Origin of the sequence: Bradyrhizobium sp. KBS0727 (assembly GCF_005937885.2) — a bacterium.
GTDB lineage: Bacteria > Pseudomonadota > Alphaproteobacteria > Rhizobiales > Xanthobacteraceae > Bradyrhizobium.
In genome coordinates this window covers 1,816,045-1,835,691 of record NZ_CP042176.1, presented here as the reverse complement: position 1 = coordinate 1,835,691, position 19,647 = coordinate 1,816,045, and the positions used below count along the sequence as shown (strand labels likewise).

The window sequence follows — 19,647 nt, the reverse complement described above, 5'->3', positions numbered from 1 at the left end:
GGATGGGTTAGCCGTAGGTATGGTGGGTTACGGCTTCGCCTAACCCACCATACGAAGTCACGGCTTTATCGCTGCCAGTTGCAGATGCCGCCCGATTTGCACGGCCATATCTGGACGCGGGTGTCCATGGCTTGCGCATCGAGCGGGTTGCCGTGGCGATGCACCAGCTTGGTGCGGGCGGCGCCGCGCGGCGGCACCGCGCTGCTCCTGGCGATCTGAGGCTTGACGACTTTGGTTTTGGCGACGTGAATGTTCCGCGGCGGAAGCCTGGGCCAAACGGAAGCATCCGTATCGGCCTGCGCGCGATCGGACTTGGCTTCGATCGGAACCGGGGCGAACTCGGTTTCCGGTCCGAGCCGCTTCGGCGAAAGCACGGCCCTGGAAAGATCGAGCCCGAGGAACTCGCCCGGACGATACTCGTCCGCCATCGCCAAGCCGCCCACTACCAGGAACCCGGTACAAAGTACTGCCGCAAAGGCACTTTTCAGGACCATTCATGGCCTCCTGAAATCAGTAAAAAAAAATCGAACTACTGACATTCTGTAGGAAGCCCGGCACGGCAATGCCAGCCGTTCCTGCCGGCAAGGTTACCGTGCAATGATCCCGGCCGCGAAAATGCCCGCGGCCGGTTCCGGTTCGCCTACTCGGCGGCTTGGGCGACGGGCTGCCCGATCGCGCTTTCGAGACGCTTACACTCAGCGCGGTATTTCGCGACGTTGGCTTCCTTGATGTGGCCGTAGCCGCGCACGAGGTCAGCCGACTTCGCCAGTGTCACCAGCCGCGGCAGATCGAGCGGCTTGCCCGCATCGAGATGGCGGAAGATCATCGCCGAATATTCGCCCGGCAGCGCGCGTTCCATCCTGCGCTCGCTGGTATAGCCGAACGGATCGAACGCGGTGCCGCGCAGCGACTTCATCCGCGACAGCAAACCGAACGCCTTGAACACCCACGGTCCGAATTCCCGCTTGCGCAAGTGCCCGGTCGCCTTGTCGCGCTGGGCGAACATCGGCGGCGCGAGGCTGACCTTAACGCTGGCGTCGCCGTCGAACTGCTCCTTCAGCGCCTTCGCAAACTCGCCATCGGTATAAAGCCGCGCGACTTCGTATTCGTCCTTGTAGGCCATCAGCTTGAACAGGCCTTTTGCGAACGCTTCCGTCAATTCCTGCGATCCCGGTGCGGCCTTGGCCTCGGCGGCGCGAACGCGTTCTACTTCGCCGAAATAACGCTTCGAATAGGCCTCGTTCTGGTAGTCGGTGAGGAACTCGGCGCGGAATGCGATGCTTTCGTCGAGCGTGCGCTTCACCGGCGCCGCACCCGAGTTCTTGAAACGCGCCGCGGTGATCACGCGCTGCAGATCGTGCGCAGCCAGACGTCCCCACGAGAACGCCAGCTTGTTCATGTCGATCGCAGCACCATTGAGATCGATCGCCTTCATGATCGCCTCCAGCGACAGCGGGATCGCCCCGCGCTGAAACGCAAAACCGAGCATGAAGGCGTTGGTGGCGATGCTGTCGCCCATCAGCGCGGTGGCGAGGCCCGTCGCATCGAGAACGTCGAGATCGCTGGCACTGACGGCCTCGTTGAGCGAGTCGCGCATCGCGCCGGCCTGGAAATCGATATCCGGATCGATCACGAAGCTCGCGGTCGGCATCAGATCGGCATTGACCACTGCACGCGTCACGCCGCGCTCGGCCCGGCTCAGCGCCGGGACCGAGGTGGCGACGACGATGTCGCAGCCGAGAATGAGGTTGGCGCTGCCGGGCCCGATCCGGACGTTGGCGAGATCGTCCGGCGACGGCGCGATCCGGACATGGCTCATGACCGCGCCGTTCTTCTGCGACAGGCCGGTAAAGTCGAGCGTCGAGCACGCCTTGCCGTCGACATGGGCGGCCATGCCGAGCAGCGCGCCGATGGTGATGACGCCGGTGCCACCGATACCGGTAACAAGGATGTTGAACGCCCCGTCCAGCGCAAGCGGCGTCGGCAGCGGCAGGTCGGCGAACAGCGCCGACGGATCGGCAGCCGTGCGGTCGGCTTTGCGCAGCTTGCCGCCATGCACGGTGACGAAGCTCGGGCAAAATCCCTCGATGCAGGAAAAGTCCTTGTTGCAGTTCGACTGGTCGATCCGGCGCTTGCGGCCGAGTTCGGTCTCCAGCGGCTGCACCGAAACGCAGTTGGAGGCTTGCGAACAGTCGCCGCAGCCCTCGCAGACGCGCTCGTTGATGAACACCCGCTTTTGCGGATCGGGATAGAGCCCGCGCTTGCGGCGGCGGCGCTTTTCGGCGGCGCAGGTCTGATCGTAGATCAATACCGTGAGGCCCTTGACCTCGCGCAGTTCCTTCTGCACCGCGTCGAGATCGCGGCGGTGATGGATGGTGGCGCCGGCGGGGAAATAATTCGGCGGATATTTGTCGGGATCGTCGGAGACGATCGCGAGTCGCTTGGCCCCCTCCGCCGATACCTGATGCGCGATCTGCGACACTGTCAGGCCGCCTTCGGCGGGCTGGCCGCCGGTCATCGCCACCGCATCGTTGTAGAGAATCTTGTAGGTGATGTTGACGCCTGACGCCGCCGCGGCGCGCAGTGCCAGCAGGCCCGAATGGGTGTAGGTGCCGTCGCCCAAATTCTGGAACACGTGTTGTTCGCTGGTGAACGGCGCCTGCCCGATCCACGCCACGCCTTCCGCGCCCATATGCGAGATGGTCTGAGTGCGGCGGCTCGGGATCGAGAGCGCCATGCCGTGACAGCCGATGCCGGCCATCGCGCGGCTGCCTTCGGGCACCTTGGTCGAGGTGTTGTGCGGGCAGCCCGAACAGAAATACGGCGTTCGCTGCAGCTTCGCCGCGGCAATACCCTCGGCCGGCCGGTCGAAGGCCTCGAGCTTTGCCAGACGCTGCTCCAGCACGGGGCTGCGGTGGCCGAGCTTGCGCAGGCGCGCCACGACGGCGGCGGCGATGATGGTCGGCGTCAGTTCGCCTTCGCTCGGCAATAACGTTGCGCCGGTCTCGTCGCGCTTGCCGACCACCGAGGGCCGCTTCGAGGCATCGACGTTGTAGAGAATGCGAAGCAGCTGGTCCTCGATGAAACCGCGCTTCTCCTCGACCACCAGCACGTCCTGCAGGCCCTCGGCGAAGGCGCGGGCGCCGGCCTGCTCCAGCGGCCAGGTCAGCGCCACCTTGTAGATGCGAAGTCCCAGCGCCTGCGCTTCGCTGTCGGTAATGCCGAGATCGGCCAGCGCCTGCCGCAGATCGAGATAGGCCTTGCCGGTCGCCATGATGCCGAGCCGCGCCGGCCTGGAGTCCAGCACGATGCGGTCGAAACGATTGACGCGGGTAAAGGCTGCGACTGCGTCCATCTTCGGGCCGTGCAGCCTGCGCTCCTGCTCCAGCGGCGCGTCCGGCCAGCGGATGCCGAGCCCACCCGGCGGCATCTCGAAATCGGTGGGCATGATGATCTTGATGCGATCGGGATCGCTGACGATCGAGGCCGAACTTTCGACCGTCTCCGAGATCGCCTTGAAGCCGACCCAGCAACTGGAATAGCGCGACAGCGCAAAGCCGAGAATGCCGAGATCGAGATAGTCCTGCAGCGTGGCAGGATTGACGACCGGCATCAGCGCCGCGGCGAACACCTGTTCGCTCTGGTGCGCCAGCGTCGAGGACTGGCAACCATGGTCGTCGCCGGCCAGCGCGATCACGCCGCCGTTGGGCGACGTGCCGGCGGAGTTCGCATGCTTGAGCGCGTCCATCGAACGGTCGACGCCGGGGCCCTTGCCGTACCAGATCCCGAACACGCCATCGACCTTGGCGCCGGGAAACATGCCGACCTGCTGGCTGCCCCACACCGCGGTCGCCGCCAGATCCTCGTTGAGGCCTGGCGCGAATTCGATGTCATGCTGCTTGAGGAAGCTCTTGGCGCGCCATAGCGCGTGATCGTACATGCCGAGCGGCGAACCGCGATAACCGGAGATAAAGCCCGCGGTATTGAGGCCCTGCGCGCGGTCGCGTTCGCGCTGCAGCATCGGTAACCGGACCAGCGCCTGCGTACCCGAAAGGAAAATTCGCTTCGCATCCAGACGATACTTGTCGTCCAGCCCAACTTCCATCAATGCCATGATTAGTTCCCCGCCGCGCTGTGCTCTCGCCGGTCACTCGAACCGGTCTCGTTGACTTTAGAATGTACCTAATTTGCTATGCGTGCCCAGCGTGAATCCATGGCCGCAGGACATATCTCGGCCGGCTGTGGACGTTTCATCGGCCCTTGCCGAAACCCCGCTTCTTTGAAACGCTGACGGTAAAGGGAGAAGCCGGCGATGACGGAAGCAGCGTTCACGATCGAGATACTGGAGAGCGGCAATGTGCTCACCGGGCCGTGGCGGCGGCCGGCGCAGATGCTCCATGCGCAGGTCTATGACTCTCACGCATCGATCCACGACGATGCGACCGCGCAAAAGCTCGGTTTTCAGGGCGGGACCATCGAGGGACCGACTCATTTCAGCCAGTTTGCGCCGTTGTGCGAACGGATCTGGGGGCCGGCCTGGTTCGAGACCGGGTGCCTGTCCGCGCACTACCGGAACCCGGCCTTCGAGGGAGAGGAAGTCCAGGCCAATATCGAAAAGCCAGAGCCGGGCCAGACCACCTGCGCGATCGGCATGACCAAGCGCGACGGCACCGAGATCTTGCGCGGCACCGCGTCGGTCGGCGGCGACGGAACGGAAACCGCGCTCGCGAAGCGGCTCGGTGAACTGAAGCCGCTCGCCGACCCCGTCATTCTCGCCGACCTCAAGGTCGGCATGAAGACCGGCCGGCAAACCGTGAAAATGGATTTCGACCAGAACATGGGCGATCTCTATCCGTTTTCACTGGCCGAAAAGCTCAGGGTCATCACCGAACCCTCGGCGTATTACGCGCAGGAACTCAATCCGTGGGGGCGGGTCATCATCCCCTTCGAGATGCTGAGCGTGCTGTTTCAATACCGCGCCCGCGAGGACCGCCTGCCGGTCCGCGGACCGGCCGTTGGGTTGTTCGCGGATCAGGAAATCCGCCTGCTGCGCGGCCCGCTATTCCCCGGCGAGACCTACACCACCGAGCGTGAAGTCGTGGCCGTGAGCGGCAGCCGCCGCACCGAAAGCATGTGGGTGAGAACGACCGTGTTCGCGGCCGACGAAAAGCCGGTCGCAACCATGCTGCTCAATCTGGCGAGCATCAAGGATTCCTACGCCAACTACGAACGCGAGCACAAAGCGCTCTACGGCTAGCGCTGCCCATTCGACTTCGACAGAGCCAAAAAACAAGGACAACAACAAATGGCCCGCCTGCCCTATCTCGAAGCCGACCAGGTCGCCCCCGAATATCGCGATATGCTCAAGCGCAATACCAATCTGCACAAGCTGTTGGTCAATTCGCCCGACATGGCGCGGGCCTTCAACGGCATCGGCGGCTACATCCGCTTCAAGAGCAAGCTCGACCCGCGCCTGCGTGAACTTGCCATCCTCCAGGTCGGCTGGATGGAAAAGTCCGAATATGAGTTCACCCATCACGTGAAGATCGGCAAGGAATTCGGCGTCACCGACGACGATATCAAGGCCATGATGGCCGAGACCGAGGGCAAGCCCTCAAAGCTCGAACCCCTGGCAAAGGCCGTTTTGCGCGGCGCCCGCGAGATGGCGCGCGAACTCGCGATGTCGGATGCGACCTTTGCCGAGATCAAGAAGGAACTGTCGGACGAGCACATGACCGATCTCGTGCTCACCATCGCGTTCTATTGCGCCGTCGTCCGCGTGCTCGCGACGATGAAGATGGACAACGAACCCTATTACAAAGAGGTACTGCAACAGTACCCGATCCCGGGAGTGAACTGAAATGCGTCTGAAAGATCGTGTCGCCATCGTCGTCGGCGCCGGCCAAAGCCCCGGTGAGGGCATCGGCAACGGTCGCGCCACCGCGCTGACCTTCGCGCGCGAAGGCGCCAAAGTGCTGTGCGTCGATCACAACCTCGCCTCCGCCCAGGAGACGGTGGATCTCATCGCCGCCAAAGGCGGCACCGCAGCGGCGTTCCAGGCCGACGTCACCAAAAATGCCGACCTCAAGGCCATGGTGGCCGATGCCCATGGCCGCTGGGGTCGCATCGACGTGCTGCATAATAATGTCGGCGTCGGCCTGTCCGGCGGCGACGCCGAACTGCTGGATATCACCGAGGAGGCGTTCGACCGCTGCGTGGCGATCAACCTGAAAAGCTGTATCCTCGCCGCCAAGCACGTGATCCCGATCATGCGCCAGCAGAAGAGCGGCGCCATCATCAACATCTCGTCGATGGCCGCCATCACGACCTATCCCTACGTCGCCTACAAGGCGACAAAGTCGGCGATGATCGCCTTCACCGAGCAGCTCGCCTATCAGAATGCGCAATACGGCATTCGCGCCAACGTCATTCTGCCCGGCCTGATGAATACGCCGATGGCGGTCGATACCCGCGCCCGCGAATTCAAGAAGAGCCGCGCCGAAGTCGAGGCCGAACGCGACAGCAAGGTGCCGCTGCGCCAGAAAATGGGCACCGGCTGGGACGTCGCCAACGCCGCGCTGTTTCTGGCGTCCGACGAAGCCAGCTTCATTACGGGCGTGACGCTGCCTGTTGACGGCGGCGCGAGCGTGCGGCGGGGATAGAGCGTTTTCCAGCGAAGTGGAAACCGGTTCGCGTCAAGAAAACGCGTCAAATCAAAAATCTAGAGCCCCGTTCCGATTCCATCGGAACGGAAACGGCTCGAGCGTCGCTGCGATGGGCTTCCTTGGTGCGGCCGACAAAGGCGCCGCCCCAGTCGTGGATCGCGGGCAAGCCCTGGATATCCTTACCGAGGTTGGCAAGGCAAACCCGGAGCGAGGCGAGATCAACCGGTTTTGGCAAGCCCTGCGCTTCGATCCCCAGCGACCTGGCATATATGCGGGCGGCCGAGCGGCGGCGCGCATCGGTGCCGCTGATGATGACCAGCGCGCCGGAATAGCCCGTGCGCACCATGGCACGGCAGACTTCGACACCGTCGCCATCGGCGAGTTCGAGGTCGAGGATCACGCAGTCGAAGCTATCGGTTTCCAGATGGCGGATCGCCTCGCCGCACGAGCCTGCGACGATTATCTCGAACTTGGAACGGCCAGCCGCCCGCTTCAATAATTCCTGCTGCACAACATCGTCGTCGACGATGAGCAGTCGCAGCGAGCGACGCATGTCGACGCCGCTATCGAGCTCGGTTCTGGTTGATCTCGGATCGATGGCCATCAAGGTTCTCCCAATTTCTGGAGCGAACCTCGCATAGCAATCGTGTGAGCGCCGTGAAGTCTTTTGTGCGGACTTGGCCGACCGCTTTAAGCAACTGTGCAGCATGACTTCGCAGAACCCGTGCGCGGAACAGGTCCGGCGCCGGCAGACCGCGTTGTTACGGTGCTGCAAATTTACGCTTTGTTAAGAACCAGACCATAAGGGTTGCCGCAATCGGGGCGATTTTTTGACGCCCCTGCTCACGCAATCTGCGCCAGCGTTATTGGTCCGGCTGCCTTGCGTGATTCGAAACAATCGATCGATTCCAATGACACGATGATGTGACAGCACGTCACCATCAGTCGAAATCCTGACTCGTTGTGGTCGCACGAAATTCACGTGCGCCCGCTATGAGACGACCCAAGAATTGGGAGTTGAGATTATCATGCAAGACGAATTCGACTACGATCTCTCGCCCGGCCAGTGGGAGGCGCTGAAAGCGTTTCGCACCGCGGCATCGCGGCTGCCGCAAATCAGCCGCTACACCATCGACAGCCTGATGGCGCTGGGCCTCGTTGCCATGAACGGCGATGCACCGGTCATCACCCAGACAGGCCGCAAGGTGCTGGTAAGGGGCTCGTCGCGGCTGCTGCTGGATCTCGCCGCGTAATTGGCGGACTGGACCGGCGAGATTTCGGGTTGACCGTGGCCCGAATCCAAAGAATACCCTCTCTCAATCGACTGAGTGGCAACTAGGGTTCCGGATGGCTCAAGGCCATCGCCGGTCCGAGCGTTGCGAAAACCGCGATAGCACGCGGCTGCACCCGAGGGACAAAAGCCCAGAGGAGGAGATGTCGAGATCTTGTTCGCGCCTGATGGCACGGAGGTCTCATGTCATTGCTCCCGCTCACGCTCGTCGTCCTTGCTGCATTCATCCATGCGACCTGGAACCTGCTTGCCAAACGCGCCGCCTCGGCGGGTCCGACATTCGTCTTCGCCTATAACACTGTAGCTTGCGTCGTCTACCTGCCGTGGATGATCTGGCTTCTTGTCTACGGCCAGGTGACGTGGAACTGGCCCGTCGCCGGCTGCCTCGTCCTCAGCGCCATCATTCATCTGGCCTATAGCCTGTGTCTGCAGCGCGGCTACCAGGTCGCGGATCTTTCGGTGGTTTATCCGATTGCGCGCGGCACCGGACCGATGCTGTCGTCGATCGGGGCGTTCATTTTGCTCCGGGAAACACCCTCGACCCAGGGCATCCTCGGCCTGCTCGCCGTCGTTGTCGGGATCGGCTTCATTTCGACACAAGGCAATCTTTCCGCATTCCGGAAGCCACGAGGGCTGGACGGCGTGCGTTGGGGCGCCGCCACCGGCTCGCTGATCGCGGGCTACACCGTCGTCGACGGCTACGGCGTCAAGCTGCTTGGCATTCACCCCGTTGTGCTGGACTGGGTCACCAACCTGTTGCGCGTCTTCATTCTCGCGCCAGTCGTGATGTCGAACTGGGCCCGTGCAAGACAGATCATGAAGGGTTACTGGCTGCTGGCGTTCGGGGTCGGCGCGCTCTCACCGCTGTCCTACATTCTCGTGCTCAGCGCCATCGAGATGGGAGCCCCGCTCAGCCTCGTGGCGCCCGCCCGCGAAATGTCGATGATGGTCGGCGCGATGTTCGGGATGCTGATTCTCGGCGAACGGGTGACAGGATGGCGGCTGGTCGGATGCCTCATCCTGATCGCAGGGGTCGTTCTGCTGGGTTCGGCTTCCGCATGACCTGACCAGGTCGCCGCTCACCACATCGTCTGCCGCGCCCGCTCCGGCCATTCGCGGTCGTATTTTTCGCCGCCGACCGTGTTGTCGCTCATCTCGGCCAGGATTTGCCCCGGCGTCGGCAAGGTCCTGGGATCGACCCGCTTGTCCGGATTCCAGAGATCGGAGCGCACGATGGCGCGCGCACATTGAAAATAGATTTCTTCCACCGTCATGACGATGACGGTGCGCGGCGCCTTGCCGTCCATCTTGAATGACTGCAACAGTTGCGGCTCGGCCGATACGTAAGCGCGGCCGTTGACCCGCAGCGTGCTGCCGGAACCGGGAATCAGAAACAGCAGCGCCACGCGCGGATCGCGTACGATGTTGCGCAGGGAATCGCAGCGGTTGTTGCCGCGGCGATCCGGCATCATCAGCGTCTTGTCGTCGTGAACGCGAACGAAGCCCGGCAGATCGCCGCGCGGCGAACAATCGAGCCCTTCCGGCCCGCAGGTCGCCAGCGCCGCGAACGGCGACTTGTCCATCAGTTCGCGATAGGCCGGCGTGACGCGATCGGCGACCTTGACGGTCGAGGCATCGTTGGGAAAGCCATAGATGGCCTCGAGCTGCTCGATGGTCGCAACTACTGTCATTTCCGGATTTCCTCCTGTTCAGCCCACTTCTCGCCCTTGACGATCCGCACGAACCAGCGCGCGTGATATTCGGCGCTGGAGACATTGACGATGGTGACATCGGGCGCGGCCGAGGCATCCTCGACCGTGCGATTGAGCCGCTGTTCGAGCCTGCCGTCGCTGCCGCGAGCCCGCAGCGCGATACGTTCCGCCAGCACGTTCGGCGGCGCCGTCACCAGAACCACCATGACGTCGGCATAGGCGCGGCGCATCGCAGCGATCACGGTGCGCGAGACGTTGGCAACCACGGTACGCCCGGCACGGATGTCGTCATCGATCGCACGCGACAACGCGTAGCAATGGCCATGGGCTTCCCAATGCATCGCGAAGTCGCCACGGCTCAACGCTTCCTGGAAGGTACCGGGGCTCACCTCCTCATTGTCCTCGGAGGTCGAAGCCTGCCGCGTGATCACACGACGCGGAAACACGATATGGGGATCGTCTGCGCAGGCCGCCTTTGCCAGACCCAGCAGCGTATCCTTGCCGGCGCCGCTCGGCCCAACGACGAGAACGAGCCGCCCAGGCCCAATCAGGCCGGACTGTCCTGTCGAGATGGTCAGTGTCTCCGTCATGCGACCCGCTGCCCTTCCCGCCAGACGCTGCGCACCACTGGAATATCGCGCGCGATATGCACGCGGATCAAGTCGGCGCGCTTGCCGGCAGCGATCTCGCCGCGATCGGCTAACCCCACCGCTTCGGCCGGCGTCTTGGTGACGGTGCGGACGGCGGACGCAAGATCGATCGCCGGAACGCGCCGCGGCAATTGCAGCGCGGCCATCAGGAGGCTCGACGGGATGTAGTCGGATGACAGGATGTCCAACAGTCCCTCGCGGGCGAGATCGACCGCGGCGATATTACCGGAATGCGAGCCGCCGCGCACGACGTTCGGCGCGCCCATCAGAATGCCGATCCCAGCCTGGTGCAGGCCGCGCGCGGCCTCCATCGTGGTCGGAAACTCCGCCACCGAAACACGGTCCTGAATGGCGTCGGCGACGTTTTCCTCCGTGGTATCGTCGTGGCTGGCGAGCGGGATCTCGTATTTGTGGGCCAGCGCCACGATCTCGCGCATGTTGGTCGCGGCGTAGGTCTTCTGGTAGGCGAAGCGCTTTTCGAACAGTGCGTCGAGTTCGGCATCGGTCATCCCGGCGCCCTTGCCGCGGTAATAATCGCGCAGTTTGCCTTCGTCACGGAACTGGCGTTGTCCCGGCGTGTGGTCCATCAACGACATCAGCCGGATGTCCGGGCGGTCGATCAGCTCCATGGCCTCCTCGACCACGCTGGGCATCGGAATCTCGCAGCGCAGGTGCAGGAAATGATCGGCGCGCAACAAATTGCCGTCGCGCGCCGTGGTGATCGCTTCCGCCAGAATGCCTGCCCTGCCGTCAACCTCCTCGGCGCCGTCCTCGCGCCAGACCCGCAGCGAATCCAGCACGGTGGTGATGCCCGATGTCGCCAACTGGCCGTCATAGGAGACCACCGCGGCGATCGGATCCCAGAACACCTTTGGGCGCGGTACGTAGTGCATTTCAAGATGGTCGGTGTGCAGCTCGATCAGGCCGGGCATGATCAGGTCGCCACCGGCATCCTCGCTGCCTTCGGGCGCATCGCCCTCGCCGAATTCGGCGATGCGGCCATCTGACATGGCGACCCAGCCGCGCGCGATCACGCGATCGGCCAGCACGACGCGGGCGTTGCCAACAATGGTTTCCGTCGAGGTCATTTCACGTCTCTTCCTTCATGCCGCGGCGGCAAACGATGTCACGTCGACAATCCGGTCGGCGATCAGATGACGTATCTCGTCGTCATGAACGATGGCGACCATCGCCACGCCCTCGCGCTTCTTCTGGCCGACCAACTCGACCACGACGGCGCGATTGGCGGCGTCCAGCGAAGCGGTCGGCTCGTCCAGCAGCAGGATCGGCAGATTCGAAATGAAACCGCGGGCGATGTTGACGCGCTGCTGTTCGCCACCGGAAAAGGTCGATGGAGGCAGCGCCCACAGCCGCTCGGGAATATTGAGCCGGCGCAACAGCGCGCCTGCCTTTTCCCGGGCCTCGGCGCGCGCGATCCCGTTCGCGATCAAGGGCTCGGCCACCACGTCGATGGTCGCGACCCGCGGCACCGCGCGCAGGAACTGACTGACATAGCCGATGGTGGAGCGGCGCACGCTGAGTACCTGCCGCGGTTCGGCAGTGGCGAGATCGATCACCGAACCCTGGTGACGAATCCCGATCCGTCCGCCGTCGCAGCGGTAATTGCCGAAGATCATTTTCAGGATCGAGGATTTGCCGGCGCCTGACGGTCCCGAGAGCACCACACATTCGCCCGGCTCGACATGGAAAGAGACGCCGCTCACCACCGGCAGCTCGATGCCGCCCTGCAGGTGCATCGTAAAACTCTTCTTGGCGTTGGTGATGTCGATCATCGCGGTCATTGTTTCAGCTCACGCCGGCAAAATCGAGGAAACGAGCAACTGGGTGTAGGGCTCGCGGGGATCGTCGAGGACCTGATCGGTCAGACCGGTCTCGATGACCCGCCCGCCCTTCATCACCATCACGCGGTGCGACAGCAGCCGCGCCACCGCGAGATCATGAGTGACGACGACGGCGGCAAGGCCTAGTTCGCTGACGAGGTTGCGCATCAGGTCGAGCAGCCGCGCCTGCACCGAAACATCCAGTCCGCCGGTCGGCTCGTCCATGAACACCAGGCGCGGTTCGGTGACGAGGTTGCGCGCGATCTGCAACCGCTGCCGCATGCCGCCGGAATAGGTCTTCGGCGCGTCGTCGATGCGGCCGGTGTCGATCTCGACCCGCTCCAGCCAGGACGACGCGGTTTCGCGGATGTGGCCGTAATGATTCCACCCCACCGCCATCAGCCGTTCGCCGACATTGGCGCCGGCCGAAACCGCCATTCGCAGGCCTTGGGCCGGATCCTGATGCACATAGCCCCAATCGGTCCGGAACAGAAAACGCCGTTCGGCCTCGCCAAGGCTCGCGAGATCGCGCAGCACGCCGTCGCGCATCCGGTAGCTTACGCGCCCCGCGCTCGGCGTGAGCTGCGCCGACAGCAGTTGCAACAGCGTCGATTTGCCCGAGCCGGACTCGCCGACAATCGCCAGCACCTCGCCCGGATAGAGCGCAAACGATACGTCGCGGCAGGCGATCAGCCGGCCATAGTTCTTGCCGAGGTCTTCCGCGACCAGCAGCGGCTGGTCGTCCTGCGCGATGGTCCGGGGCTCAACCATGCGCCCTCTCCTTGTGCGGCGCCGCGCTTTCGCTGCCGCGATGGCCGGTCGACTGGCGGGACTCGCAATAATCGGTGTCGGAGCAGACGAACATCCGGCTACCCTTGTCGTCGGTGACGATCTCGTCGAGATAGGAATCGCCGGCCCCGCACAGCGCGCAGGGCGCGTCGAACCGGTAGCGCGTGAACGGGTGATCCTCGAAGTCGAGCGACACGACGTGCGTGTGCGGCGGGATCGCATAGATCCGCTTCTCGCGGCCGGCGCCGAACAATTGCAGCGCCGGACAATTGTCCATCTTCGGATTGTCGAACTTCGGTGTCGGCGACGGATCCATCACGTAGCGCGCATTCACCTTCACCGGATAGGCGTAGGCGGTCGCGATATGGCCGAAGCGCGCGATATCCTCGTACAGCTTGACATGCATCAGGCCGTATTCGCCGAGCGCATGCATGCGCCGCGTCTCGGTCTCGCGCGGCTCCAGGAAGCGCAGCGGTTCCGGGATCGGCACCTGATAGACCAGCACCTGGCCGCCATGCAGCGGCGCCTCGGGAATCCGGTGCCGGGTCTGGATCACGGTGGCATCCGCGGTCGCGGTGGTAGTGGCGACGCCGGCGGTCTTGCCGAAGAATTTCCGGATCGAAATCGCGTTGGTGGTGTCGTCCGAGCCCTGGTCGATCACCTTCAGCACGTCGTCAGGTCCGAGGATCGCGGCCGTTACCTGTACGCCGCCGGTGCCCCAGCCATAGGGCATCGGCATCTCGCGGCTGGCGAACGGCACCTGATAGCCGGGGATCGCGATCGCTTTGAGGATCGCGCGGCGGATCATTCGCTTGGTCTGCTCGTCGAGATAGGCGAAATTGTAAGCCGGAGCGTTCATTCCGCGGCCTCCTGCATCGGCGGAGCCTGGTTCGCCTCGGCGAATTCCTTGCGCAGTTTGCGCAGCAGGCCGAGCTCGGACTGGAAATCGACGTAATGCGGCAGCTTGAGATGTTCGACGAAGCCGGTCGCCTGCACGTTGTCGGAGTGCGACATCACGAACTCCTCGTCCTGGGCCGGCGCGATCAACTCCTCGCCGAGTTCGCGGGCGCGCAGGGAGCGGTCCACCAGCGCCATCGACATGGTCTTACGCTCGCTCTGCCCGAAGGCGAGACCATAACCGCGCGTGAAGCACGGCGCTTCGGTGGCAGAGCCCTTGAACTGGTTGACCATCTGGCACTCGGTCATCGCGATCGAACCGAGTGGCACGGCAAAGCCGGCATCCTCGGCCATGAACTCGACCTCGACTTCGCCGAAGCGGATTTCGCCCGCGAACGGATGGTTGCGGCCATAGCCACGCTGCGAGGAGTAACCGAGCGCCAGCAGAAAGCCCTCGTCGGCCCGCGCCAGGTTTTGCAGACGCAGATCGCGATCGGCCGGAAAGCTGAGCGGCTCCCGGGTGAGATCGCCGACCGGCACATCGGCGTCCGCCGCAGGCGACGGCTCGATCAGGCCGTCGCGACCGAGAATGTCGGTCACGCGCGGCGTCGCAGCCAAGGACGCTTCGCCCATCGCCGGTGCTTCGGGCGCGAACCCGTCCGCGAGTTGCGGATCCAGCAGGCGATGGGTGTAATCGAAGGTCGGGCCGAGGATTTGACCGCCGGGAATATCCTTGAAGGTCGAGGAAATCCGACGCCGCACCTGCATCGCGCCGGTATCGACCGGCTCAGTCGAACCAAAGCGCGGCAGGGTCGCGCGGAAGGCGCGCACCAGAAAGATGGCCTCGATCATGTCGCCGCGCGCCTGCTTGATCGCCAGTGCCGCGAGTTCGCGGTCATACAGCGAGCCTTCGGTCATGACGCGGTCGACGCCGAGCGAAAGCTGTTCGGAGATCTGGTCCAATGACAGTTCGGGAACGTCGCGGTCGCCACGCCGCTCATGCGCCAGCAGGCGATGGGCGTTTTCGATGGCGCGCTCGCCGCCCTTGACGGCTACATACATGGTCAGTCTCCCTCAATCGCCTTTGGCGACCAGCCGCGTCGTGCGCGGTATCGCAACAATGGCGTCGTCATGAACCAGCACGACGTCGATGCCGCGCGGGAACAGCGCTGAATTGACGGCGAGCCGCTTGAACAGGTCATGCGGCCGGATCTGCGCCTGCAGGGTTGTGGTGCCGTCGATGCCGGGGCCGCGCAATTCGAAGAGGGCGCCCTGCGACAGGCTCTCGACCTGCAGGATCAGCGTCGTGGAACGGTCCGGATATTCGTTGCTGCCGAACGCGAAGCGATCGAGCGGCGGCAGATCTTCGGGATTGCCGATCAGCGCGAAGCTGGCGATCGACGAATCCGCAATGACCGGTGCGCTGGTGTGGAACTTGAGCCATTTAGACACATCTGAAGTCGCCGACATCGCGCGATCCAGCCAGATCGGCGTGTCATGGTCGAACAGCGTCAGCGCGATCGCAGCAGAACCGCGCATCATCGCAGCCGGCGTGCCGGCGGTGGCGGCGATGCGCTGGACGCTGCCGGGGCGCGCCATCGCATCCATGACCGAGCGGAAGGTCGATTGCGCCGACAACACCTTGTCGACAAATCCGGCGGGCAGTTCGGCAACCGTGGTCATGTCTCAGCCCTCCCCGCGCACCAGCGTGTAGAAATCGACCCGCGTCGCCGCGGCCTCGGCGGCCTTGCGGTTCCGTTCCGCGACCAACGCCGCGCGCAGCGGCGCGACCACCTTTGCTTCCACGATTTCTGCGAATTCTGCCGACTGCACCATGGCATCGCAGAGCGCGATCAACTCTGCCTTCTGCCGGTCGCGGCCGAGCGTGTAACCGAAACCAACCTCGCCGGTTGAAAGCCGCACCGCCGCGCGCGACACCGTGGCTTCGCCAAGGTTGAACGCCGCGCCGTCGCCGCCAACGCGGCCGCGCACCATCACCAGGCCGTTCTCGGCTTCGCGCAAATTCTCGTGCGCCGGCAACGCGATGGTCCCGAGCCGGGCCGATATCTCGGCCGTTTCAGCGTGCGCCAGCACCGCCATGGCGGCCTTGCGCTGCGCCTGACCCGCGCGCTCGTTTCCTGAACTTTCGCTGCTTGCCATCATATCGGCCTTGCCGGATTCAAGTTGTCTATGATACTAGACAACTCGATAACCGAACGCCATGAAGGTTTCGTGACAACGAAGTGATTTTTCCCGATGGTTGATTTCGCGCCATGAGCACGACATGAGCATGCAGGACACCGCCTCCGGCGTGGCCCTGTGGCGGCAGGTCGCCGACGGCATCGAGCGCGGCATCGCCGACGGCCGCTTTGCCGCGGGCGAAAAGCTGCCGGGCGAGATGGAGATCGCCGAAACCTACCGCGTCAACCGCCACACCGTGCGCCGCGCGCTCGCAACGCTCGCCGAACGCGGGCTGGTTCGGGCCGAACGTGGCAGCGGTACGTATGTCGAGGCCCAACGCCTCGCCTATCCGCTGCGCTCACGGACGCGGTTTTCCGAGATCGTCGGCGCCGGCGGACAGGAACCGCGCGGCCAGTTGATCGACGCCTCCGAGGACGTCGCGACGCGGGAACTCGCGCGCGAACTCGGCTTGAAGACCGGCGCGCCGCTGATCCGGATCGAATCCGTTCGATCCGCCGACCGCACGCCGATCTGCGTCAGCACCACCTGGCTTTCCGCCGAACGTTTCCCCGACGCAGGAAGGGTCTTCGCCAACCTGCGCTCGATGACCAAGCTGCTTGCGCATTATGGGATCCGTGACTTCAACCGCGCATCGACCAGGATCACCGCGGCCATCGCGGATGCAACCGACGCCGCAAGGCTGGACCTCGCGCTCGGGCGTCCGGTGTTGGTAGTCGACAGCACCGACGTCGATACCAGCGGCAAGCCGCTGGTGACCAAGCGCTCGCGCTTCGCCGCCGAACGTGTCGAGTTCCTGGTGGAGAGCAGTTGAGGCTTACGCCACCGCGCGCCGGCCGATGATGGCAAAGCGCAGCCGGGTTGAAATCCAGTCGATCGCGGCCACCGCGACCAGGATCATCAGGATCAGGAACGAGACCTTCTGCCATTCCAGCACGCGGATCTGCTCGGCGAGCTGCAAGCCGATGCCGCCGGCGCCGACGATGCCGATGATGGTGGCCGAGCGGGTGTTCGACTCGATGAAATACAGCACCTGCCCCGCGATCACGGGCAGCACCTGCGGCATCAGGCCGAAGCGTATCTCGTGCAACGCGTTGCCGCCGGAGGCCCTGACGCCCTCGACCTGCTTCTGGTCGGCGGCCTCGATGGCTTCCGAAAACAATTTGCCGAATGCGCCGAAATCCGACACCGCGATCGCCAGCACGCCGGCGAACGGACCGAGCCCGACGACATTGATCCAGACCAGCGCCCAGATCAGCGTGTCGACGCCGCGAATTGAATCGAGAAAGCGGCGCACCGGAAAGCGGATGAAATTGGAGGGCACGATGTTGCGCGCCGCCAGCAGGCTGACCGGCAACGCCATGATGGCGGCGAGCGTCGTCCCGAGCAGCGCAATCGAGAGGGTTTCGCCCAGCGCGGAAAGATAGATCGGCAGCGACGATCCGGGATCGGGCGGGATCATCATCAGCGTGATCCAGCCGAGCTGGTGCAGGCCATTGAACAGTTTCGACGGCGAAAAATCCAGATCGACCAGCCCGAATACGAAGATGGCGAAAGCGCCTGCTATCATCGCCGGCATCGCCAGCCGGGAAGAAGCCGGCCGGTCGAAGACATCAGGGTATTTTGCCCGCAACTTTTCACGGTCCGGCTTCGGCAACTGGCTCATGCCCGGGCATCCCTGCCGAACAGACGGGCGCGCAGCCAGCCCGTCCCGATATCAATGATGAAGACCGTGGCGATGATGGTCACCAGGATCGCGCTGACGTCGGAATAATAGAACTTTCGAATCGCGACCACGAGTTCCTGCCCGATGCCGCCGGCGCCGACAAAACCCATCACCGAAGCCTCGCGAACGTTGATCTCGAAGCGCAGCAGCGCATAACTGGCATAGCCCGCCGACACCTGCGGCAACACCGCAAAACGCATGCAGGACAACCAGCTCGCGCCGGTCGAGCGCACGCCTTCGACCGGTTTCATGTCCGCATTTTCGACGATCTCGGAGAACAGTTTTCCAAGCGCACCGGTCGAGTGGATCGCAATCGCCAGCACGCCGGCCATCGGGCCGAGGCCGAAGGCGATGACGAAGATCAGGGCGAACACGATGCCGGGAACGGTGCGGGCGAATTCCAGCAGGCGCCGCACGGCAAAACGCAGCCACGGCCCCGGCGAGGTGTTTTGCGCGGCGAAGAAGTTCAGCGCAAAGGCCAAAACCGCGCCCATCAGGGTGCCGACGTAGCTGATCAGGATGGTCTCGCCGAGCATCCAGAGCCATTTGCGCCAGCCCCAGAACCACTCACCGACGTTGGTCCACACCCGCGTGCCGTCTTCCAGCGTGAAGATGCGGTCAAAATAGCTGGCGAAGTTTCCGAAATAGGTGAACAGCGTGCGCAGGTTCACCTCTGCGCCGACGGCCGCGACCATCAGCGCCGCGAAAAACGCCGCCGCAGCCAGCACTACCCGCAGCCGCTTGCGAGCCACCGCCGCGCGATAGGCGTCGTTGAGCGCAGCCAGTTGCTGCTCTGGAAGGATCGATACGGCTGAGGTCATCGTGGGCTATGTGCCGGGTTGGGGCTGAACCGAAAAAGGCCGGGTCGCTGCGGACCCGGCCTTCCTCGTTACGCTCGACCGATCAGGACGCTTTCTTCTTACGCAGATTGTCCACGAACTTGATCAGCTCGACGGTGCCATCCCAATCCTTGGTGGTGGCGGGATGAAAGCCCTTCTTCTGGCCGTCCGACAGTCGCTCGAACGCCGCCTTGTCCTTAGTCGGCGCTTCGGTAAAGGCCTTGGCGATCGCGGTCTTCAGGTCGTCCGGCAAATCCGAATTGTAGGCATAGGGTCCGTTGATGATCGGGGCCGACTTGTGGATGATCCGGAAATCTTCCTTCTTCATCGCCGAGCCGTCGGCGTTCTTCAGCATGCCCTTGGTCAGCATCTGCGCCAGTGTGGAATCATCGTCGCTGGTCCACTGGTTGGCGGCGACATCGACAGTACCCTGCGACAGCGCCAGCATCGCGTTCTCGTGGCTGCCGGTGAAGACCACCTTGCCGAAATAGGTATCGGCATCGGAGATGCCCATCTTGTCGAGTTCGAAGCGCGGGACGTTGTTGCCCGAGGTCGAGTTCGGGTCGACCAGGCCGAGGTTCTTGCCCTTCAATTGGTCGAGGTTCTTGTAGGGGCTCGAGGCCTTGACGAAGAACATCGAGTAGTAACCGGTCGAGCCGTCGGCGTTGATGTCGTTAGCGAAGGCATCGGTCTTGACGCCAGTCAAGCGGGCACGCGCGAACGAAGCCGAGCCGTAGCTTGCGATCTGGATGTTGCCGGCGCGCTGGCCTTCGATCACGGCGGCATAGTCGTTGGCGATGCGCAGCGTGACCTTCACGCCGAGCTCCTTCGACAGATAGGCGACGAACGGCGTCCAGCGCTCGGTTACGCCGGAGGCGTTTTCGGCCGGCACGACGGCAAACGTCAGCTCCGGATATTTGCCTTTCCAGTCCTGCGCTGAAGCCGAAGCCGTAAACGCCAGCACGGCTGCGCCGGCCAAAACGATGCGACGATTGATCATGATATGCCCTCTTGTTGTGGATACGCCTATCGGCCGGT

The 19,647-nt window shown here is 63.8% G+C and carries 21 protein-coding genes; 6 read left to right on the top strand and 15 right to left on the bottom strand.

Going from position 1 to position 19,647, the window contains the following annotated elements:
• Positions 1–65: 65 nt before the first annotated feature.
• Positions 66–494 carry a hypothetical protein gene (locus tag FFI89_RS08460; RefSeq protein ID WP_138834633.1) on the bottom strand — a complete coding sequence of 143 codons (429 nt, stop codon included), beginning with the start codon at positions 492–494 and terminating at the stop codon, positions 66–68.
• A gap of 146 nt (positions 495–640) precedes the next feature.
• Positions 641–4,114, bottom strand: coding sequence for an indolepyruvate ferredoxin oxidoreductase family protein (locus FFI89_RS08455; RefSeq protein WP_138834631.1), 3,474 nt, complete (start codon positions 4,112–4,114; stop codon positions 641–643).
• 198 nt (positions 4,115–4,312) lie between these two features.
• Between FFI89_RS08455 and FFI89_RS08450 the strand changes: the two genes are divergently transcribed.
• The 3 genes from FFI89_RS08450 to FFI89_RS08440 are packed head-to-tail and all read left to right on the top strand — an operon-like array spanning position 4,313 to position 6,662.
• Positions 4,313–5,257 (top strand): MaoC family dehydratase, encoded by a 945-nt coding sequence (locus tag FFI89_RS08450; protein WP_138834629.1) that lies wholly within the window; start codon positions 4,313–4,315, stop codon positions 5,255–5,257.
• 48 nt (positions 5,258–5,305) lie between these two features.
• Complete coding sequence (locus tag FFI89_RS08445) at positions 5,306–5,860, top strand: carboxymuconolactone decarboxylase family protein (protein WP_138834627.1); 555 nt, start codon at positions 5,306–5,308, stop codon at positions 5,858–5,860.
• A 1-nt stretch (position 5,861) separates the two neighbouring features.
• Complete coding sequence (locus FFI89_RS08440; protein WP_138834625.1) at positions 5,862–6,662, top strand: SDR family NAD(P)-dependent oxidoreductase; 801 nt, start codon at positions 5,862–5,864, stop codon at positions 6,660–6,662.
• 46 nt (positions 6,663–6,708) lie between these two features.
• On the opposite strand, the gene FFI89_RS08435 is transcribed toward FFI89_RS08440, so the two are convergent.
• On the bottom strand, positions 6,709–7,269 hold the full coding sequence (locus FFI89_RS08435) for a response regulator (protein WP_138834623.1): 561 nt from the start codon (positions 7,267–7,269) through the stop codon (positions 6,709–6,711).
• Positions 7,270–7,693: 424 nt separating this feature from the next.
• Here FFI89_RS08435 and FFI89_RS08430 point away from each other — a divergent pair, with 424 nt between their 5' ends.
• Positions 7,694–7,918 (top strand): hypothetical protein, encoded by a 225-nt coding sequence (locus FFI89_RS08430; RefSeq protein WP_138834621.1) that lies wholly within the window; start codon positions 7,694–7,696, stop codon positions 7,916–7,918.
• 221 nt (positions 7,919–8,139) lie between these two features.
• A complete protein-coding gene (locus FFI89_RS08425) occupies positions 8,140–9,018 on the top strand; it encodes a DMT family transporter (protein WP_138834619.1) in 879 nt (292 codons plus the stop codon).
• Positions 9,019–9,035: 17 nt separating this feature from the next.
• Here the strand turns inward: FFI89_RS08425 and FFI89_RS08420 are convergent, their stop codons facing one another.
• Genes FFI89_RS08420 through phnG form a run of 9 tightly spaced genes read right to left on the bottom strand, consistent with a single transcriptional unit; the run spans position 9,036 to position 16,008 of the window.
• Positions 9,036–9,647 carry a pyridoxamine 5'-phosphate oxidase family protein gene (locus FFI89_RS08420; RefSeq protein ID WP_138834617.1) on the bottom strand — a complete coding sequence of 204 codons (612 nt, stop codon included), beginning with the start codon at positions 9,645–9,647 and terminating at the stop codon, positions 9,036–9,038.
• Positions 9,644–10,258, bottom strand: coding sequence for a phosphonate metabolism protein/1,5-bisphosphokinase (PRPP-forming) PhnN (gene phnN, locus FFI89_RS08415; RefSeq protein WP_138834615.1), 615 nt, complete (start codon positions 10,256–10,258; stop codon positions 9,644–9,646). The genes FFI89_RS08420 and phnN overlap by 4 nt, the downstream gene beginning before the upstream one ends.
• Entirely contained in the window at positions 10,255–11,406 is a 1,152-nt protein-coding gene (locus tag FFI89_RS08410; protein ID WP_138834612.1) for an alpha-D-ribose 1-methylphosphonate 5-triphosphate diphosphatase, read from the bottom strand. The genes phnN and FFI89_RS08410 overlap by 4 nt, the downstream gene beginning before the upstream one ends.
• 15 nt (positions 11,407–11,421) lie before the next feature.
• Positions 11,422–12,120, bottom strand: a complete 699-nt coding sequence (gene phnL, locus FFI89_RS08405) for a phosphonate C-P lyase system protein PhnL (RefSeq protein ID WP_138834610.1) — start codon at positions 12,118–12,120, stop codon at positions 11,422–11,424.
• Between the two features lie 9 nt (positions 12,121–12,129).
• Positions 12,130–12,930 carry a phosphonate C-P lyase system protein PhnK gene (phnK, locus tag FFI89_RS08400; protein ID WP_138834608.1) on the bottom strand — a complete coding sequence of 267 codons (801 nt, stop codon included), beginning with the start codon at positions 12,928–12,930 and terminating at the stop codon, positions 12,130–12,132.
• Positions 12,923–13,807, bottom strand: a complete 885-nt coding sequence (locus FFI89_RS08395; protein ID WP_138834606.1) for an alpha-D-ribose 1-methylphosphonate 5-phosphate C-P-lyase PhnJ — start codon at positions 13,805–13,807, stop codon at positions 12,923–12,925. The genes phnK and FFI89_RS08395 overlap by 8 nt, the downstream gene beginning before the upstream one ends.
• The gene (locus FFI89_RS08390) at positions 13,804–14,907 is read right to left on the bottom strand and encodes a carbon-phosphorus lyase complex subunit PhnI (RefSeq protein WP_138834604.1); all 1,104 of its coding nucleotides are present in this window, start codon (positions 14,905–14,907) and stop codon (positions 13,804–13,806) included. The genes FFI89_RS08395 and FFI89_RS08390 overlap by 4 nt, the downstream gene beginning before the upstream one ends.
• A gap of 12 nt (positions 14,908–14,919) precedes the next feature.
• Positions 14,920–15,528: a phosphonate C-P lyase system protein PhnH gene (phnH, locus tag FFI89_RS08385; protein ID WP_138834602.1), complete on the bottom strand. Its 609-nt coding sequence runs from the start codon at positions 15,526–15,528 to the stop codon at positions 14,920–14,922.
• Positions 15,529–15,531: 3 nt separating this feature from the next.
• Positions 15,532–16,008, bottom strand: a complete 477-nt coding sequence (phnG, locus tag FFI89_RS08380) for a phosphonate C-P lyase system protein PhnG (protein WP_168212835.1) — start codon at positions 16,006–16,008, stop codon at positions 15,532–15,534.
• A 121-nt stretch (positions 16,009–16,129) separates the two neighbouring features.
• Here phnG and phnF point away from each other — a divergent pair, with 121 nt between their 5' ends.
• Positions 16,130–16,858 carry a phosphonate metabolism transcriptional regulator PhnF gene (gene phnF / locus FFI89_RS08375; RefSeq protein WP_138834598.1) on the top strand — a complete coding sequence of 243 codons (729 nt, stop codon included), beginning with the start codon at positions 16,130–16,132 and terminating at the stop codon, positions 16,856–16,858.
• Between the two features lie 3 nt (positions 16,859–16,861).
• On the opposite strand, the gene phnE (FFI89_RS08370) is transcribed toward phnF, so the two are convergent.
• The 3 genes from phnE (FFI89_RS08370) to phnD all read right to left on the bottom strand — a co-directional run bounded on the left by phnE (FFI89_RS08370) (position 16,862) and on the right by phnD (position 19,609).
• Positions 16,862–17,710 carry a phosphonate ABC transporter, permease protein PhnE gene (gene phnE, locus FFI89_RS08370; protein WP_138834596.1) on the bottom strand — a complete coding sequence of 283 codons (849 nt, stop codon included), beginning with the start codon at positions 17,708–17,710 and terminating at the stop codon, positions 16,862–16,864.
• Positions 17,707–18,591 carry a phosphonate ABC transporter, permease protein PhnE gene (phnE, locus tag FFI89_RS08365; protein ID WP_138834594.1) on the bottom strand — a complete coding sequence of 295 codons (885 nt, stop codon included), beginning with the start codon at positions 18,589–18,591 and terminating at the stop codon, positions 17,707–17,709. Before phnE (FFI89_RS08365) ends, phnE (FFI89_RS08370) begins: the two co-directional genes overlap by 4 nt.
• An 82-nt stretch (positions 18,592–18,673) precedes the next feature.
• A complete protein-coding gene (phnD, locus tag FFI89_RS08360; protein ID WP_138834592.1) occupies positions 18,674–19,609 on the bottom strand; it encodes a phosphonate ABC transporter substrate-binding protein in 936 nt (311 codons plus the stop codon).
• Positions 19,610–19,647: the final 38 nt, after the last annotated feature.

Coding starts and splice junctions, on each gene's coding strand:
- FFI89_RS08450 (WP_138834629.1), top strand. CDS start 4,313: ATGACGGAAGCAGCGTTCACGATCGAGATACTGGAGAGCGGCAATGTG.
- phnN (WP_138834615.1), bottom strand. CDS start 10,258: ATGACGGAGACACTGACCATCTCGACAGGACAGTCCGGCCTGATTGGG.
- FFI89_RS08420 (WP_138834617.1), bottom strand. CDS start 9,647: ATGACAGTAGTTGCGACCATCGAGCAGCTCGAGGCCATCTATGGCTTT.
- FFI89_RS08390 (WP_138834604.1), bottom strand. CDS start 14,907: ATGTATGTAGCCGTCAAGGGCGGCGAGCGCGCCATCGAAAACGCCCAT.
- FFI89_RS08445 (WP_138834627.1), top strand. CDS start 5,306: ATGGCCCGCCTGCCCTATCTCGAAGCCGACCAGGTCGCCCCCGAATAT.
- FFI89_RS08435 (WP_138834623.1), bottom strand. CDS start 7,269: ATGGCCATCGATCCGAGATCAACCAGAACCGAGCTCGATAGCGGCGTC.
- phnH (WP_138834602.1), bottom strand. CDS start 15,528: ATGACCACGGTTGCCGAACTGCCCGCCGGATTTGTCGACAAGGTGTTG.
- FFI89_RS08425 (WP_138834619.1), top strand. CDS start 8,140: ATGTCATTGCTCCCGCTCACGCTCGTCGTCCTTGCTGCATTCATCCAT.
- phnE (WP_138834594.1), bottom strand. CDS start 18,591: ATGACCTCAGCCGTATCGATCCTTCCAGAGCAGCAACTGGCTGCGCTC.
- FFI89_RS08410 (WP_138834612.1), bottom strand. CDS start 11,406: ATGACCTCGACGGAAACCATTGTTGGCAACGCCCGCGTCGTGCTGGCC.
- phnG (WP_168212835.1), bottom strand. CDS start 16,008: ATGATGGCAAGCAGCGAAAGTTCAGGAAACGAGCGCGCGGGTCAGGCG.
- FFI89_RS08430 (WP_138834621.1), top strand. CDS start 7,694: ATGCAAGACGAATTCGACTACGATCTCTCGCCCGGCCAGTGGGAGGCG.
- phnD (WP_138834592.1), bottom strand. CDS start 19,609: ATGATCAATCGTCGCATCGTTTTGGCCGGCGCAGCCGTGCTGGCGTTT.
- FFI89_RS08455 (WP_138834631.1), bottom strand. CDS start 4,114: ATGGCATTGATGGAAGTTGGGCTGGACGACAAGTATCGTCTGGATGCG.
- phnF (WP_138834598.1), top strand. CDS start 16,130: ATGAGCATGCAGGACACCGCCTCCGGCGTGGCCCTGTGGCGGCAGGTC.
- phnL (WP_138834610.1), bottom strand. CDS start 12,120: ATGACCGCGATGATCGACATCACCAACGCCAAGAAGAGTTTTACGATG.
- FFI89_RS08395 (WP_138834606.1), bottom strand. CDS start 13,807: ATGAACGCTCCGGCTTACAATTTCGCCTATCTCGACGAGCAGACCAAG.
- phnK (WP_138834608.1), bottom strand. CDS start 12,930: ATGGTTGAGCCCCGGACCATCGCGCAGGACGACCAGCCGCTGCTGGTC.
- FFI89_RS08440 (WP_138834625.1), top strand. CDS start 5,862: ATGCGTCTGAAAGATCGTGTCGCCATCGTCGTCGGCGCCGGCCAAAGC.
- FFI89_RS08460 (WP_138834633.1), bottom strand. CDS start 494: ATGGTCCTGAAAAGTGCCTTTGCGGCAGTACTTTGTACCGGGTTCCTG.
- phnE (WP_138834596.1), bottom strand. CDS start 17,710: ATGAGCCAGTTGCCGAAGCCGGACCGTGAAAAGTTGCGGGCAAAATAC.